Genomic DNA, 15680 nt, shown 5'->3' with positions numbered 1-15680 from the left:
ACTTACACGCAGCCCGCTTCCATTGGAAGGGCGTGGGCCGACGGTGGAGTGCCGACGGGGCTCAGACGCCGAGATAGAGGGCCGAGACCGCGCGGTCGATGGACAGGTAGAACACCCCGAAGGCGACGAGCGCGGCGGCGGCGAATTCGAGGGCCGCGTTCGAGAGGGTCTGGCTCCGGCGCAGCATCTCGCGTCCGAAATACAGGCCGATCCAGGCGAGCGTCATCACCACCGGCATCGCGAACAGGAAGGACCAGGTGCTCTCGACGCGGTCGAGGCCGGTTGCGGGGTCGATCAGCGCCCGGATGTTGCGGACCCAGGGGGCGTAGCAGGCCGAGAACAGGGCGGTCATCCAGGCAAGGCCGACGGCCACCCCGAGATGGAACGTGAAGAGGCGATGCAGGCGTGAGAAGTCGTCGCGCGCGTCGTCGAACGTCATGTGGAAATCCCCGCCTGAATCCGGATGCGAACCCGCCACGATCCTCGGAGGTCGTGGTGAACGGGTCGTTGACGGGGACGGGGATGCCGGGGAATGCCGGATTTTTTGTGACCGCGCGGGAACCATTTCGCGGTTGGCATTTCCGGAATGCAGGGCAGGCCTGCATCCGAAGTCACGCCGGGCGGCGATACGGTCCCGCCCGGCGTTCGCGGGATCAGTCGGCGCTGGCGACCAGGGTCTCGGGCTTGCCGGCCTTCATCAGGGCGACGAAGCGCTCGAACAGGTAGTGGCTGTCGCGCGGGCCCGGCGAGGCCTCGGGGTGGTGCTGCACCGAGAAGGCCGGCCGGTCGGTGAGGGTGAGCCCGCAATTCGAGCCGTCGAACAGCGAGACGTGGGTCTCCAGAGCGGTCTCGGGCAGGCTCGCCGGGTCCACCGCGAAGCCGTGGTTCATCGAGACGATCTCGACCTTGCCGGTTGTCTTGTCCTTCACGGGGTGATTCGCGCCGTGATGCCCCTGGGCCATCTTCACGGTGCGACCGCCGAGCGCCAGGCCCATGAGCTGGTGCCCGAGGCAGATGCCGAAGGTCGGGACTTTCTCCGCGAGAAGCGCCCGGATCACCGGCACGGCGTATTCTCCGGTGGCGGCCGGATCGCCGGGGCCGTTCGACAGGAACACGCCGTCCGGCTTCATGGCCATGATCTCCTCGGCGCTCGTGGTGGCGGGCACCACGGTGACGTCGCAGCCGGCTTCCGCCAGCAGGCGCAGGATGTTGCGCTTCACGCCGTAGTCGATCGCCACGACCTTGAGGCCGGTGCCGGGCTTGCGGTCGCCGTAGCCGGTCTTCACGCCCCAGGTGGTCTGCGACCATTCCGAGCGCGCGCGGCTCGTCACCGGCGGCACGAGATCGAGGCCCTCCATCGGTGCCAGCGCGGCGGCGCGGGCCTTCAGGGCCTCGCGGTCGAAGCGGCCCTCCGGATCGTTGGCGATGACCGCGTTCGGCATGCCGTGGTCGCGGATCAGCGCCGTCAGCGCCCGGGTGTCCACCCCGGTGATGCCCACGATGCCGCGGGCCTTGAGCCAGGCATCGAGGTGGCTCGACGAGCGCCAGTTCGACGGATTGGTGACGGCCGAGGCGATCACGGTGCCGCGCACGCCCGAGGCCGGGGCCGCGTCGAGGCTCTCGAGATCCTCGTCGTTGGTGCCGGTGTTGCCGATGTGCGGGAAGGTGAAGGTGACGATCTGGCCGGCATAGGATGGGTCGGTCAGGATCTCCTGATAGCCCGTCATCGCGGTGTTGAAGCAGACCTCGCCGTCGGCGACACCGGTCTGGCCGATGCCGAATCCCTCCAGCACGGTTCCGTCCGCCAGGACGAGGAGGGCGGTCACGAGGGGCTCGGCCCAGGGAGCCGGGGGCGCGGGCACGGCAGGCGTGTGGACGCCTTCATCTTGCAGCATCGGCGTGATCTCGCTTATGTCCGGCCGATCCCGGCGCCGTTCAGCGGCGCGTGCGGGCGGCTTGTCGTGCGGCGCTCATAGCGAGCGCGCCGCGTCAGGGTCAATGTGGCCCCGGCGTCGGCGCGTCTCAAGAACCCCGGTTCGCGCAGCAATTCGCAGACCACGCCGTCGATCCGCCCTCCGGGGTCCCGCTTTTTCAGGAGTCACACCATGCTGCGCGCCCGTCTCACCACCGAGATGAAGGAAGCCATGAAGGCCGGCGACAAGGCGAAGCTCGCCACCGTCCGGATGATTCAGGCCGCCTTGAAGGACAAGGACATCGAGGCGCGCGGCCTCGGCAAGGAACCGGCCTCCGAGGAGGACATCCTCGCGCTCCTCCAGAAGATGATCAAGCAGCGCAACGAATCGGCTGCCGTGTACGACCAGGGCGGTCGGCCCGAACTCGCCGAGAACGAGCGCAACGAGGTCGCGATCATCCAGGGCTTCCTGCCCCAGCAGATGGACGAGGCCGAGACCCGGGCGGCGATCGACAAGGCCGTGGAGGAGACGGGCGCGGCCGGCCCCAAGGACATGGGCAAGGTCATCGCCGCGCTGAAAGGGGCCTATGCCGGCCGGATGGACTTCGCCAAGGCGAGCGGCCTCGTGAAGGACGCGCTGAACGCCAAGGCCTGAGGGCGTCCCGGCGCCGCGCGTCGGCGTTGGGGACTCCTTAAGCCCGGGCTGCTAGTCTCGACGGCCGCAGAGGTCCGGTTCCAGCCGTGCGTTACCCGCCCCACATTCTCGAAGAGATCCGCGCGCGCCTGCCCGCCTCCGACATCGTCGGGCGGCGCGTCCGGCTGAAGAAAGCGGGCCGCGAGTGGCGCGGCCTGTCGCCGTTCAATGCCGAGAAGTCGCCGTCCTTCTACGTGAACGACCAGAAGCAGTTCTATCATTGCTTCTCCTCGGGCAAGCACGGCGACGTCTTCACCTTCCTGATGGAGACGGAGGGCCTGAGCTTTCCGGAGGCCGTGGAGCGCCTGGCGGCGGAGGCCGGCGTGTCCCTGCCGGCGCCGAGCGCCGATGCCCGCGAGCAGGAGACCAAGCGCGCCGGGGCCTTCGAGGTCATGGAGATGGCCGCCGCCTTCTTCGAGGAGCAGCTGCGCGGCCGCGCCGGTACGGAAGCCCGCGCCTATCTCGACCGGCGCCAGCTCGGCCCGGAGACCCGGACCCGCTTCCGCCTCGGCTACGCACCGGGCGACCGCTACGCCCTGCGCGACCACCTCGCCGCCAAGGATGTCGACCGCGACCTGATGATCGAGCTCGGCCTGCTCGTGGCCGGCGAGGACATCCGGGTGCCCTACGACAAGTTCCGCGACCGGGTGATGTTTCCAATTTGCGATTCGCGCGGGCGCGTGATCGCCTTCGGCGGCCGGGCGATGCAGAAGGACGCCAAGGCGAAGTACATGAACTCGCCGGAGACGCCGCTCTTCCACAAGGGGCAGCTGCTCTACAACCTCCACCAGGCCCGCAAGCCCGCCCATGACCGGGGCGTCATCATCGCGGTGGAGGGCTATGTCGACGTCATCGCCATGACCCTGGCGGGCCATCCCAACGCGGTGGCGGGCCTCGGCACGGCGCTCACCGAGGAGCAGATCGGCCTGCTCTGGCGCAACGCCGACGAGCCGATCCTGTGCTTCGACGGCGACGGCGCCGGTCAGCGCGCGGCCTTCAAGGCCCTCGACGTGGCGCTGCCCGGCCTGACGCCGGGCAAGTCCCTGCGCTTCGCCATGCTGCCCGAGGGGCAGGATCCCGACGATCTCCTGCGCGCCGAGGGCAAGGCGGCCGTCGACCGCGTGCTCGACGCGGCGCGCCCCCTCGTCGAGGTGCTGTGGTCGCGCGCCACCGACGGGGCCCCCCTCGACACCCCCGAGCGCCGGGCCGGCCTCGCCAAGTCCCTGCGCGAGATGGTCGCCTCCATCCGCGACGAGACGGTGCGCGGCTTTTATCGCGATGAGATCGAGGGGCGGCTAAGGGCGCTGTCGCCCCAGGCGAGCCAGGGCCGCCGCGCCTGGGAGCCACGTGGTGGGGGAGGTGGCGGTGGTGGTCAGCGGCCGGCCTTCCAGCGCCAGCCCCGTCCGGGCGATCCGCCGCCCTCGCCGCGAATCACCACCAAGTTCAACCCGCTCTATGCCGGCGAGACCAGCGCATCGGGCCCGGTGGCCTACCGCGACCGGGAGGCGATGATCGTCTGCAGCCTTCTCGTCCACCCCGAACTCCTCGGGATCGAGGCGGAGGACCTCGCCGAACTCGAACTCGGCGACCCGGACGCGCAGGCCCTGCGCTCCCTGTTGCTCGACAGCCACGCCGATGCGGATCTGCCCGGCGTTGAGGTTCTGGAGAGCCGTCTGAAGCGGGCCGGGCTCACCGAAGCGGCGGCCCGATTGGCCAGCCATGTGCGCCCGGGGGACCGCTGGACCCTTGACGCGCATGCCGATCCTGTGCGTCTCGAAGACGCATTGCGTCAGGCCGTGATCTTGCACCGCAAGGCTGGAGCGCTAAATAGCGAACTCCGTATGGCTGAGCGGGCCCTGGTCGAGGACGAGACGGAGGCGAACTTCGCTTGGCTGTGCGACGTGAAGGCCCGTATGGCGGTGATCGCAGGCGCGGAGGCGGACGAGGTGGTGCCCGATGCGGATGAGGCATCGACACCCTGAAGCGTGCGCCCGGAATGAATTCGGCCGCCATCGGCGGCTCATGGTTAACAATCGGTCAAGCGTCTCGCTTGCATACCGGGATCTGACATCGACGCGGCTGTCATCTCGACGGTCCGCACATCACATGAATTTCGGCGTCGACGACGCGGAGTGAGCGACACGCTCCCGCGCGACACTGACACGACAACCATAGGCGGACCATGGCGACGAAGGCAACGGAACGGGACGAGACGGATGCTGCGCCGGAGCAACAGACCGACGGGCCGCTCCTCGATCTGACGGATGCCTCCGTCAAGCGGATGGTGAAGCTCGCCAAGAAGCGCGGCTACATCACATACGAAGAGATCAACGAGGTTCTGCCCGACGGCCAGTCCGACCCCGACCAGATCGAGGACGTGCTGTCGCAGCTCTCGGAGATGGGCATCAACGTCGTCGAGGCCGAGGAGACCGAGGAGACGACGGAGGCCAAGGCCAGCGGCGAGGCCGACGACGAGGACGGCGCCGAGGGCACCGAGGTCGCCGAGATCGCGCCGGCCAAGCCCCTGGCCGTCCGCGAGACGACGGCCAAGGAGCCTACCGACCGCACGGACGATCCCGTGCGCATGTACCTGCGCGAGATGGGCTCGGTGGAGCTTCTGTCCCGCGAGGGCGAGATCGCCATCGCCAAGCGCATCGAGGCCGGTCGCGAGGCGATGATCGCGGGGCTCTGCGAGAGCCCCCTGACCTTCCAGGCGATCATCATCTGGCGCGACGAACTCGTCGACGGCCGGGTGCTCCTGCGCGAGATCATCGATCTGGAGGCCACCTACGCGGGCCCCGACGCCAAGAACGCGATGCAGATCGCGGAAGGCGCCGAGGAGGGCGAGGAAGCCGAGTCCGAGGCACCGGCGCCGCCCGAGGGCGACGACGAGGACGACATGGAGAACAACGTCTCCCTGGCGGCCATGGAGACGGAGATCAAGCCGCGCGTCCTCGAGACGTTCGACAACATCGCCAACAATTACCGCAAGCTGCGCAAGCTGCAGATCGACCATGCCGAGCTGAAGGCTTCGGGCGGCACCCGCACGGATGCCCAGGAGCGCAAGCAAGACGAGCTGAAAGACGCCGTCGTCACCGACGTGAAGTCGCTCTCGCTTAATGCCAACCGCATCGAAGCCCTGGTCGAGCAGCTCTACGACATCAACAAGCGCCTCATCTCGCATGAGGGCCGCCTGATGCGCTACGCCGAGAGCCATGGCGTCGCCCGCGACGAGTTCCTGCGCCACTACCAGGGCTGGGAGCTCGATCCGAACTGGATGGAGCGCGTCGGCAGCCTTGGCGGCCGCGGCTGGAAGAACCTCGTCGAGAAGGGCTCGGGCGAGGTCGCCCGTCTGCGCGAGCAGATCCTGACCCTGGCCTCGGAGACCGGCCTGGAGATCGGCGAGTACCGCAAGATCGTCAACATGGTCCAGAAGGGCGAACGCGAAGCCCGTCAGGCCAAGAAGGAGATGATCGAGGCCAACCTGCGCCTCGTGATCTCGATCGCCAAGAAGTACACCAACCGCGGCCTGCAGTTCCTGGACCTGATCCAGGAGGGCAACATCGGCCTGATGAAGGCGGTGGACAAGTTCGAGTACCGGCGCGGCTACAAGTTCTCGACCTACGCCACTTGGTGGATCCGTCAGGCGATCACCCGCTCGATCGCCGATCAGGCCCGCACCATCCGCATTCCGGTGCACATGATCGAGACGATCAACAAGATTGTTCGTACGTCGCGTCAGATGCTCCATGAGATCGGACGGGAACCCACGCCCGAGGAACTGGCCGAGAAATTGGCCATGCCGCTGGAGAAAGTTCGAAAAGTTCTGAAGATCGCCAAGGAGCCGATTTCCCTCGAGACGCCCATCGGCGACGAGGAGGACAGCCATCTCGGCGACTTCATCGAGGACAAGAACGTCGTCCTGCCCATCGACGCGGCGATCCAGTCGAACCTGCGCGAGACCACCACGCGCGTGCTCGCCTCGCTCACGCCCCGCGAGGAGCGCGTGCTGCGCATGCGCTTCGGTATCGGCATGAACACCGACCACACCCTGGAAGAGGTCGGCCAGCAGTTTTCGGTGACGCGCGAGCGTATCCGTCAGATCGAGGCGAAGGCCCTGCGCAAGCTCAAGCACCCGAGCCGGTCGCGCAAGCTGCGCAGCTTCCTCGACAACTGAGCCACCGTGCGGGTGCCTCAGCCCCTCGGTACCCGTGGAAGCCTGAAATGGCTTCAGCGGGTCGCCGCGGGTGCGGCGCCCGCGACGGAACAGGCCATCATTGCGAAGCTACGGGCTGCGTCGCGGCTCGATTGGTTGTCTCCGCGCCGCGATGATGACTTCGCCGAGTATCGCGACGGGACCTTCCTGGACCGGATCGGTCATTCCTCCCTCCGCCCGGCACTGAAAGCCTTCTGGCCGAGCCGGGGGCCGCAATGGGACGGATTGGCCAGGACCGATGCGGGCCAGGTTCTGCTGTTCGAAGCGAAGGCCCATGCGGGCGAATTGCGTTCCGGAGGATGTCAGGCATCCCTCGCGTCCAGGCAACGGATCGAGACCGCCTTGCTGGCGACGGCGCATGCCTGCGCTGCGACTGCTCCTCGGGCTTGGACCGAAGCGTACTATCAATCGGCGAATCGCCTCGCGCATCTCCATTTTCTGCGACGGCACGGCGTCGACGCCTACGTGGTGTTGATGAATTTCCTCTCGGATACCGAGATGAGCGGACCATTGACGGTAGAAGAATGGCAGCGTGCACATGGCGAGGCGGAGGCCACGATGGGTCTCGGCCAAGATCATGCGCTCAGTCGGTATGTTCTGCACGTTTATCCTGACGTGAGACATCTCGGCGGATGAACGGGTTCCGGCATCCTCCGCGAGTGTGTCACCGCAATCGAAGTCGCAATACCGTACGGATTTGACTGGCTGCCATTGCCGCGGTCATGGACGAAAGCCACCTAGGCCATATGCTCGATCGAGGTCCGCCCCAGCCACCGCCCACCGCCGAAGCCGACGGCTCGGAGGCGGCCGATGTCCCCTTCGGCGCTCTTCAGCAATGCGTCGCCCTGCGGGACTGGCTGCTCAGCGAGGGCGCGCGGATGCCCAAGGCAGAGGAACTGCTCTCCGGCCTCGCCGAACGCCTGATCGCCCTCGACGTGCCGGTGGATCGCGCCACCACCGCCATCGATGCGCTCCACTCCGAATATTCGGGCGTCGGCCGGTTCTGGACCCGCGAGGCGGGCTCCACCGTGCGGCTGTTCCCGCACGGCGAAGTCTCCGAGAAGGCCTATCGCGAGAGCCCGTTCTGCCGGGTCCACGAGACTGGCGAATGGCTGTTCCTCGATCTTCCCGAGACCCCCGACGACGCTTTCGCGGTGATCCCCGACCTCAAGGCGGAGGGCTACCGGCACTACATCGTGGCGCCGCTGTTCTTCACCAACGGCACACGCAACGGGATCTCGTTCGCCACCCGCGCCGAGACCGGGTTTCGCGACGAGGACGTGGCGATCCTGCGCTTCGTCATGCCGACGCTCGCGGCCGTCATGGAGATGCGCAGCGTCAACAAGCAGCTCGACCACGTGCTGCGGATCTATGTCGGCGACGAACCCCACAAGGCGATCCTCGGGGGCTCCATCCGACGCGGTCACGTCCAGCGCATCCGCTCGGCCATCCTGTTCGCCGACATGCGGGACTACACCCGCATCTCCGCCGACATGACACCGGAGGAGGCCGTCGACCTCCTGAACATCTTCTTCGACTGCCTCGTGCCGGCGATCGAGCGCGAGGGCGGCGAGGTCCTGAAGTATCTCGGTGACGGCTTGCTGGCCATCTTCCGTGAGCCGGGGGACGATCTCGGAGGTGCCGCCAAGGGGGCCCTGACCGCCGCTCAGAGCGCCATGGCGGCGCTCGCCGAGGCCAATGCCCTGGGGCGATTCGCCAATCCGGTGGCGGCCGGTATCGCCCTGCATCACGGTGAGGCGGCCTACGGCAATGTCGGCTCCGGCGCGCGGCTCGACTTCACGGTGATCGGCCGCGACGTCAATCTCGCGAGCCGCGTCGCCCGCCTGAACCGGACGCTCGGCGAGCCCATCCTGATGTCGAAGCCCTTCGTGGATTTTCTCTGGGACATGCCCGAACCGCTCGGCGACCACGTCCTCGACGGTTTCGCGGAGCCGATGGGCGTCTACCGGCCCGGGCGGCCGCCCGCCACGGCCTGAACTTCGCGACGGGGATTGACCGGAGCGAGCCGGCGGCCCACATCAGGAGCGTTCCAGGGAGATCCCCGGCAAGGGGCTGAGAAACCGATGGTCGTCCGTTCGCGGATGGCGGCGCGGAAATCCTTCGAACCTGACCCGGTTCATACCGGCGTAGGGATTGGACCGCGGGTTTCCGTCACGAGCCCGGCACGCTTCGCACGATGAAGCTGCAGCCCACCAATCTCGGCGCCGCTCGCGGAGATTGTGTTGGACGTGCCCCCGAATTCCCCCCTGAACCTGCGCCGCACGCGCGGCGATGCGCTCACCGCCGCGACTGTGCCGGCGCGCAGCGACGTGGTCGTGGTCGGCGCCGGTCTCATCGGATTGTCGGCCGCGTGGCGCCTCGCGCAGGGTGGCCGGACCGTGACCGTGCTGGAACGCGAGACCGTCGGCGCCGGCGCGAGCCTGGCCGCCACTGGTATGCTGGCACCCGCCGCCGAGCACGAGCCCGGTTCCGATCCGCTCCTGCCGCTGGCGCTGGAGAGCCTCGCGCGCTGGCCGGGCTTTCGCGATGACCTCCAGGCCGCATCCGGCCTCGACATCGACTATCGCGAGGAGGGCACCCTGGTGCTCGCCATCGGCCGCGACGAGGTCGAGCGCCTGCGCTTTCGCCACGATCTCCAGACGCGCTCCGGCCTCGAAGCCCGCTGGCTCTCCGGCCCGGAGGTGCGTGCCCGCGAGCCGGGCCTGCGCCCCGGGATCAGCGCCGGCCTACACTGCGCGCACGATCATCAGGTCGATCCGAGCCTCGTGATGGCCGCCCTCGTGCGGGCCTGTCTCGGCGCCGGGATTACCATCGTGGAGGCCTGCCCCGTCGAGGCCCTGGACTGGAGCGGGGGACGCGTCACCGGCGTCCGGACCGCCCGGGGTGCCGTGCGGGCGGACGTCGTACTTCTCGCCTCCGGGGCCTGGAGCGGGCAGGGCGGCCTTCTGCCCGAATCGCTCGCCCTTCCGGTGCGGCCGCTGCGCGGCCAGTCGCTCGCCCTGCGCACCACGGCGCGGACCGGCACGCTGAGCCACATGGTCTGGACCGAGCAGGTCCACATGGCGCCCAAGGGCGACGGCCACCTCATCGTCGGGGCCACGGTGGAGGATTGCGGCTACGTTCCCGGCGTCACCGCCGGAGGGCTCTACGCCCTGCTCGAAGGCGCGCGCCGCGTCCTGCCGGGCATCGAGGAGATGGCGGTCGAAGCCCTCTGGAGCGGTTTCCGCCCGACATCCGACGACGACGCGCCGATCATCGACACCCTGGCGCCCGGGCTCGTCGTGGCCACGGGGCACCATCGCAACGGTTACCTGCTGGCGCCCGCCACCGCCGACGCCGTGGCCGACCTGGTCGGGGCGGGGGCGTTGCCCGGCTATGCCCGGGCCTTCGGTCTCGCCCGGTTCGGGCAGGCCGCCGAGCGGAGGGCCTCCGCATGAAGCTCACCGTCAACGGAGAGGCCCGCGAGAGCGCGGCCGCCGATCTCGACGCGCTGTTCCGCGCCGAGGCCGAGGAGACCGGCATCGAGAGCCCGCAGGGCATCGCCATCGCGCTCAACGGTTCGGTCGTCCGCCGCCGGGACTGGGCGGCGACGCCCCTCGGGGAGGGCGACCGCGTCGAGATCGTCCGCGCCATGCAGGGAGGCTGAAGGCATGACCGAGACCCAGACCGAGATCCCGGGCGATGCCCTCGTCATCGCCGGCATTCCGTTACGCTCGCGCCTCTTCATCGGCACGGCCGGATATCCGACCCAGAGCATCCTGTTCGACGCGGTCGCGGCCTCCGGCGCCGAGGTCGTCACGGCCTCGATCCGGCGGGTTTCCCTCCAGGGCCACGGCTCCGACACCTTACGGCGGCTGAAGGGGCACCGGTTCCTGCCGAACACCGCCGGCTGCGAGACCGCCCGCGACGCGATCATGACGGCGGAGCTGGCCCGCGAGGCCCTCGACACGACCTGGATCAAGGTCGAAGTCATCGGCGACCGCGAGACGCTCTATCCGGATGTGGCCGAACTGCTGGAAGCCTGCCGGCATCTCGTGGACGACGGCTTCACGGTGCTGCCCTATTGCAACGACGATCCCGTCGTCTGCCAGCGCCTCGCCGATCTCGGATGCGCGGCCGTAATGCCGATGGGCTCGCTGATCGGCTCCGGCATGGGGGTCGCGAACCCGGCCAACCTCGAACTGATCTGCCGGCGCTCTCCGGTGCCCGTGATCGTCGATGCGGGCATCGGCACCGCTTCGGACGCGGTGATCGCCATGGAACTCGGTGCCGCCGGCTGCCTCCTCAACACCGCCGTGGCCAAGGCGGACGATCCCGAGCGCATGGCCCGGGCCATGCGGTCCGCGGTCCAGGCGGGCCGCGACGCGCACTGCGCCGGACGCATTCCGAAGCGGGGGCGCGCCGAACCGTCGAGCCCGCAACTCGGCCTCGTGGGCTCGTGAGGCCGCGTCTTCGCTGTGCGCCGGCGGCGCGCGGATGAGCGGGCTGCCGGCGCCCCTGCTCGCCGTGACGGACCGACCTTCCGATGACGCGACCGGATCGGGGGAAGCCCTCTTGGGGACCCTCGATCGCCTCCTGGGGGCTGGCATCCGCTGGGTCTGGTTCCGCGAGCGGGACCTCGCATCCGAGTCGCGTCGGACCCTCGGTCGGGCGGTGGCCGAGCGCGTGCGCGCGCATCGCGGGACCCTCACCGTCGGCGGGGATCCCGCCCTCGCGGCTGAACTGGGCGCCGACGGCGTGCATCTGCCGGGTGGCACCTCGTCCGCCGCGATCCGGCGCGCGCGCCTCCTGCTGTCGCAGGGACTGCTCGGCGTCTCGGCACACGCGATCGATGAGGTGCGCGCCGCCGCTGCCGCCGGCGCCGACTACGTCACCCTGAGCCCGATCTTCCTGACGGCGAGTAAGCCCGGTTACGGTCCGGCCCTCGGTCCGGCTGCCTTGCGCTGCGCGACCGCGTTCGGCTGTCCCGTGATCGCGTTGGGGGGCATCACGCCGGATCGCGTCGCCGATTGCATGCGTGCCGGGGCGGCGGGTATCGCCGTGATGGGCACGCTGATGCGCAGCGCCGATCCCGCATCGCAGGCGCGACGCTACCTCGCCCGCCTGGACGCGGCATCACATCCGGATTGAGCAGAAGAGGAACGGCCAATGTGGGGTAGGAACCGCTTTCTGGACCTCGTCGCAGTCGCGCATCCGATCGTGCAGGCCCCAATGATCGGGCCGAAATCGTCGCTTACCGTCGCGGTCGCCGAGGCGGGTGGCCTCGGTTCCCTCGCCTGTGCCGCCCTGACGCCGGACGGCGTACGCACCGAGGTGGCGGCCATCCGGGCACGGACCGACCGGCCCCTGAACCTGAACTTCTTCAGCCACGTCCCCGAACCGCCGGATGCCGGACGCGATGCGGCATGGCGCGATCGCCTCGCCCCCTACTACGCCGAGTTCGGCCTCGATCCGGCGGCGCCCGTCGCGATGGCTCAGCGCGCGCCGTTCGATGGCGCGATGCTCGCGGTCGTCGAGGATCTCCGGCCCGCCATCGTCAGCTTCCATTTCGGCCTTCCGGCCGCACGGATGCTCGACCGCCTGCGCAGGGCCGGATGTCGGATCGTCTCCACCGCGACGACCGTGCGCGAGGCGCGCTGGCTGGCCGAGCGGGGCGTCGACGCCATCATCGCGCAGGGTGCCGAGGCCGGAGGGCATCGCGGCCTGTTCCTGAAAGATCATGTCCTGGGCGACGATCCCGCCCGTCAGGTCGGGACGATGGCCCTGGTACCGCAGGTGGTCGATGCCGTGGACGTGCCGGTCATCGCTGCCGGGGGTATCGCGGATGCGCGCGGGATCGCGGCGGCCTTCATGCTCGGCGCCTCCGCCGTCCAGATCGGGACCGCCTACCTCAAAAGCCCCGAGGCCGGACTCTCGACGATCCATCGCGACGCGCTGCGCGCCGCCCGGGACGAGGACACCGCGATCACGAACGTGCTCACCGGCAAGCCGGCACGCGGCATCGTCAACCGGGTCATCCGGGAGATCGGACCGCTGCATGTCGGGGTGCCGGCCTTCCCCGGCGCCGCGATCGGCCTGCAGCCCCTGCGGGTCGCGGCCGAACGGCAGGGATCGGGCGACTTCTCGCCGCTCTGGTCGGGTCAGGCCGTCGCCCTGGCCCGCGAGGAGGAAGCCGGTGCGCTGACGCGCCGCCTCGCCGAGGACGCGCTCGCGCTCCTCGGACGCGGGCAGCCCTGACTACTTCGCGGCCGGCGGCGGTCCGTAGGGCGGCCGTGGTATCGCCCGGTGGGCGGCCCGCAGGGCGGCAGACCAGCGCTCGCGCAGATCGTGGAAGTAGCTCTCGCCGGCCTCGATCCGATGGTTCACTTCGAGGTCGAGGGCGTTGCGGCGGGCAAGCGCGATGTCGATGGGCAGACCGACGCCGAGGTTCGAGCGCATAGTCGAATCCATCGAGACGAGGCCGACCTTGAGGGCATCGTAGAGGTCGGTCTCGTACTTCACCGCCCGGTCGAGGATCGGCTTGCCGTACTTGTGCTCGCCGATCTGCAGGAAGGGCGCGTCGCCGCTGCACTCGATGAAGTTGCCGGCCGAATAGATCAGGTAGAGCTTCATCGGCTCGGCGCCGATCTGCCCGCCGAACAGCAGCGAGACCGAGAAGCGCAGATTGGCGGCCTCGAAGCCCGCCTTCTCGATCTCGCGCACCCGGCGGATGGCGCGGCCCACGAGCTGCGCCGCCTGGAACATCGTCGGCGCCTCGACGAGCTTCATCTTGGGCTCGCCGGCATCGCCCTCGACACCCTCGGCCAGGAGGCTGAGGACCGATTGGGTGATGGAGAGATTGCCGGCCGAGGCCAGCATCATCACCCGCTCGCCCGGAACGTTGAAATGGTGGAGCTTGCGATAGGTCGAGATATCGTCGAGCCCGGCATTCGTCCGGGTGTCGGCGATCATCACCAGGCCCTCTTCCACGAGGACGCCGACGCAATAAGTCATGACTTCGTCTTTCCCGCGTCCGTCCGCGATCAGGACTGGACGGTAGCCTGTGCCTGCTCGACGCGCAGCGTCACGTCGAGCGTCTCTGTTCCGCCGCCCATGCGGCTGCCGCGAATCGGCGCCGCGCCGAGGTAGTCGAGGGCGACCGCCACGCGGATATGCGCCTCCGTGGTGGCGATCCCGTTGGCGGCGTCGAAGCCAACCCAGCCGAGGCCCGGCACGAGGGATTCCGCCCAGGCGTGGCCGGCTCCCTGGTCCGTTTCGCCATCGGAGTGATGGAAGTAGCCCGAGACGTAGCGGGTCGGGATCTCGAGGTGCCGTGCGGCCGCGATGAACAGGTGGGTCAGGTCCTGGCAGACCCCCTTCTCCTGCGCGAAGGCCTGGGCCGCGTTGGTGCTGGCGCTGGCCGGCCCCGGCACGAAGGCGACCCGCGCGTGCACCGCCGCCAGGAGCCGGTGCAGGCAGGGCAGGGGAGCCGGATCCCCTGCCGCCGCGACCTCCCGGGCGAAGACCTGGATCGCGTCGTTGGCCAGGGCGAGGTCGGAATCGCGCAGGTAGAAGACCTCGGGCAGGCGCTCGATGGTCCCGCGCACGATGCCGTGCATCTCGATCGTGTCGACCTCGCCGGTGACGCGGATGGAGAGCGCCTCGGCCGGCTCGTCGGCGGTGAACCAGTGCACCACGTTGCCGAAGCCGTCCTCGCGCTCGCTCACGCGCCCGTCCACCGAGGGCTCGATGCGCCAGCGCCGGACATATTGGCCGTCATGGTCGCGCGGGCGCAGGCGCAGGACCTGGATCAGGCCGCGGGCGGGCTGCTCGTAGGTGTAGTTGGTCTCGTGGAAGACGCGGATTCGCATGCGGCGGCCTTTGCGCGGCGTCGGGCTGGGGTCGGCCCTATACCAGATATTGCTCGATCACCGCTGCGCCGAGGCGATTGTTCTCGACGATGAACTCCGTCACGAACTCATGCAGGCCGGAGGCGAAGATGCGGTTGATGTTCTCGCCCTCCAGCCGGGCCAGGGTGTTGCTGGCCAGGCGCTGGCTCGCACCGCGCCGACCGTAGGCGTCGGCGATGAGGTCGAGGTGTTCCACCAGCATGCCGTAGCAGTTGGTGAAGGAGCGCGGCATCTGCCGGTTCAGGATGAGGAGGTCGGCCACCAGCAGGGGCTTCACGCTCTCCCGGTAGACCCAGTGATAGGCGTTGAAGGCCGAGACCTCGCGCAGGATCGTCGTCCACTGGAAGTAGTCGAGGCTGCCCCCGACCTTCTCGGTCGCGGGGAGCAGGATGCGGTACTTCACGTCGAGGATGCGGGCGGTGTTGTCCGCCCGCTCGATGGCGGTGCCGAGGCGCGTGAACCAGTACGCGTCGTTGCGCAGCATGGTCCGGTAGGCCGACCCGTCGAAGGCCAGCGAGACACCCTTCACCCAGTCGAGGAAGCGGGTGAACTCGTCGCGGTTGAGTTCGCGCCCCTCGTAGTTCCGCAGTTCGAGCCAGGCGCCGTTGATCGCGTCCCACATCTCGGTGGTCAGCGCCGTGCGCACGCTACGGGCGTTCTCGCGGGCGGTCTCGATGCACGAGCGGATCGAGGAGGGGTTGTGCGGGCTGAAGGCCAGGAAGTCGCAGACGGTGGCCTCCGTCACGCTGTCGTAGAGCGGCTTGAACACCTCCGGGTCGCCCGCCGAGGCCAGGGCGGAGGCCCACTCGTTGGTCTCGCCGCCGCCGTAGCTGGATGGCAGGGCGGCCAGGCGCAGCGCCGCATCGAGAATGCGGGCGACGAACTCCGCCCGCTCGGCGTAGCGCGAGAGCCAGTACAGGTTGTCGGCGGTCCGGGACAGCATGGGGT

General features: G+C 69.1%; 15 protein-coding genes and 1 riboswitch. Of the genes, 10 read left to right on the top strand and 5 right to left on the bottom strand.

Annotated elements, in window-relative coordinates; all coding sequences use genetic code 11:
* Positions 1-61 precede the first annotated feature (61 nt).
* Together MFF30_RS08645 and carA are read right to left on the bottom strand one after the other, a co-directional pair.
* Positions 62-439, bottom strand: coding sequence for a hypothetical protein (locus tag MFF30_RS08645; protein WP_238278746.1), 378 nt, complete (start codon positions 437-439; stop codon positions 62-64).
* Between the two features lie 214 nt (positions 440-653).
* Positions 654-1895, bottom strand: a complete 1242-nt coding sequence (carA, locus tag MFF30_RS08640) for a glutamine-hydrolyzing carbamoyl-phosphate synthase small subunit (protein ID WP_238278744.1) — start codon at positions 1893-1895, stop codon at positions 654-656.
* A 210-nt stretch (positions 1896-2105) separates the two neighbouring features.
* Between carA and MFF30_RS08635 the strand changes: the two genes are divergently transcribed.
* From MFF30_RS08635 to MFF30_RS08590, 10 genes are all read left to right on the top strand, one after another.
* Positions 2106-2567, top strand: coding sequence for a GatB/YqeY domain-containing protein (locus tag MFF30_RS08635; RefSeq protein ID WP_238278742.1), 462 nt, complete (start codon positions 2106-2108; stop codon positions 2565-2567).
* Positions 2568-2653: 86 nt separating this feature from the next.
* A complete protein-coding gene (gene dnaG / locus MFF30_RS08630; protein WP_238278740.1) occupies positions 2654-4588 on the top strand; it encodes a DNA primase in 1935 nt (644 codons plus the stop codon).
* Between the two features lie 200 nt (positions 4589-4788).
* A complete protein-coding gene (rpoD, locus tag MFF30_RS08625) occupies positions 4789-6783 on the top strand; it encodes an RNA polymerase sigma factor RpoD (RefSeq protein WP_238278738.1) in 1995 nt (664 codons plus the stop codon).
* Between the two features lie 12 nt (positions 6784-6795).
* Positions 6796-7458 carry a hypothetical protein gene (locus MFF30_RS08620; RefSeq protein ID WP_238278737.1) on the top strand — a complete coding sequence of 221 codons (663 nt, stop codon included), beginning with the start codon at positions 6796-6798 and terminating at the stop codon, positions 7456-7458.
* 110 nt (positions 7459-7568) lie between these two features.
* Positions 7569-8819 (top strand): adenylate/guanylate cyclase domain-containing protein, encoded by a 1251-nt coding sequence (locus tag MFF30_RS08615; RefSeq protein WP_238278735.1) that lies wholly within the window; start codon positions 7569-7571, stop codon positions 8817-8819.
* A 46-nt stretch (positions 8820-8865) separates the two neighbouring features.
* Positions 8866-8994: riboswitch (TPP riboswitch) on the top strand.
* A gap of 77 nt (positions 8995-9071) precedes the next feature.
* Positions 9072-10280 (top strand): glycine oxidase ThiO, encoded by a 1209-nt coding sequence (thiO, locus tag MFF30_RS08610; protein WP_238278733.1) that lies wholly within the window; start codon positions 9072-9074, stop codon positions 10278-10280.
* Entirely contained in the window at positions 10277-10489 is a 213-nt protein-coding gene (thiS, locus tag MFF30_RS08605) for a sulfur carrier protein ThiS (protein WP_238278731.1), read from the top strand. Before thiO ends, thiS begins: the two co-directional genes overlap by 4 nt.
* Positions 10490-10493: 4 nt before the next feature.
* Positions 10494-11285: a thiazole synthase gene (locus tag MFF30_RS08600; RefSeq protein WP_238278730.1), complete on the top strand. Its 792-nt coding sequence runs from the start codon at positions 10494-10496 to the stop codon at positions 11283-11285.
* Between the two features lie 34 nt (positions 11286-11319).
* Positions 11320-11973, top strand: coding sequence for a thiamine phosphate synthase (locus tag MFF30_RS08595; RefSeq protein WP_238278728.1), 654 nt, complete (start codon positions 11320-11322; stop codon positions 11971-11973).
* Between the two features lie 18 nt (positions 11974-11991).
* A complete protein-coding gene (locus MFF30_RS08590; RefSeq protein ID WP_238278726.1) occupies positions 11992-13080 on the top strand; it encodes an NAD(P)H-dependent flavin oxidoreductase in 1089 nt (362 codons plus the stop codon).
* On the opposite strand, the gene MFF30_RS08585 is transcribed toward MFF30_RS08590, so the two are convergent.
* The 3 genes from MFF30_RS08585 to MFF30_RS08575 are packed head-to-tail and all read right to left on the bottom strand — an operon-like array spanning position 13081 to position 15675.
* On the bottom strand, positions 13081-13836 hold the full coding sequence (locus MFF30_RS08585; RefSeq protein ID WP_238278724.1) for a proteasome-type protease: 756 nt from the start codon (positions 13834-13836) through the stop codon (positions 13081-13083).
* Positions 13837-13865: 29 nt separating this feature from the next.
* Entirely contained in the window at positions 13866-14693 is an 828-nt protein-coding gene (locus MFF30_RS08580; RefSeq protein WP_238278722.1) for a transglutaminase family protein, read from the bottom strand.
* A 37-nt stretch (positions 14694-14730) separates the two neighbouring features.
* The gene (locus MFF30_RS08575) at positions 14731-15675 is read right to left on the bottom strand and encodes an alpha-E domain-containing protein (protein ID WP_238278720.1); all 945 of its coding nucleotides are present in this window, start codon (positions 15673-15675) and stop codon (positions 14731-14733) included.
* Positions 15676-15680: the final 5 nt, after the last annotated feature.

Origin of the sequence: Methylobacterium goesingense, from assembly GCF_022179225.1 — a bacterium.
GTDB classification, from domain to species: Bacteria; Pseudomonadota; Alphaproteobacteria; order Rhizobiales; family Beijerinckiaceae; genus Methylobacterium; species Methylobacterium goesingense.
Note: the sequence above shows the minus strand (reverse complement) of the source record. Positions and strands in the feature narration are given on the sequence as shown.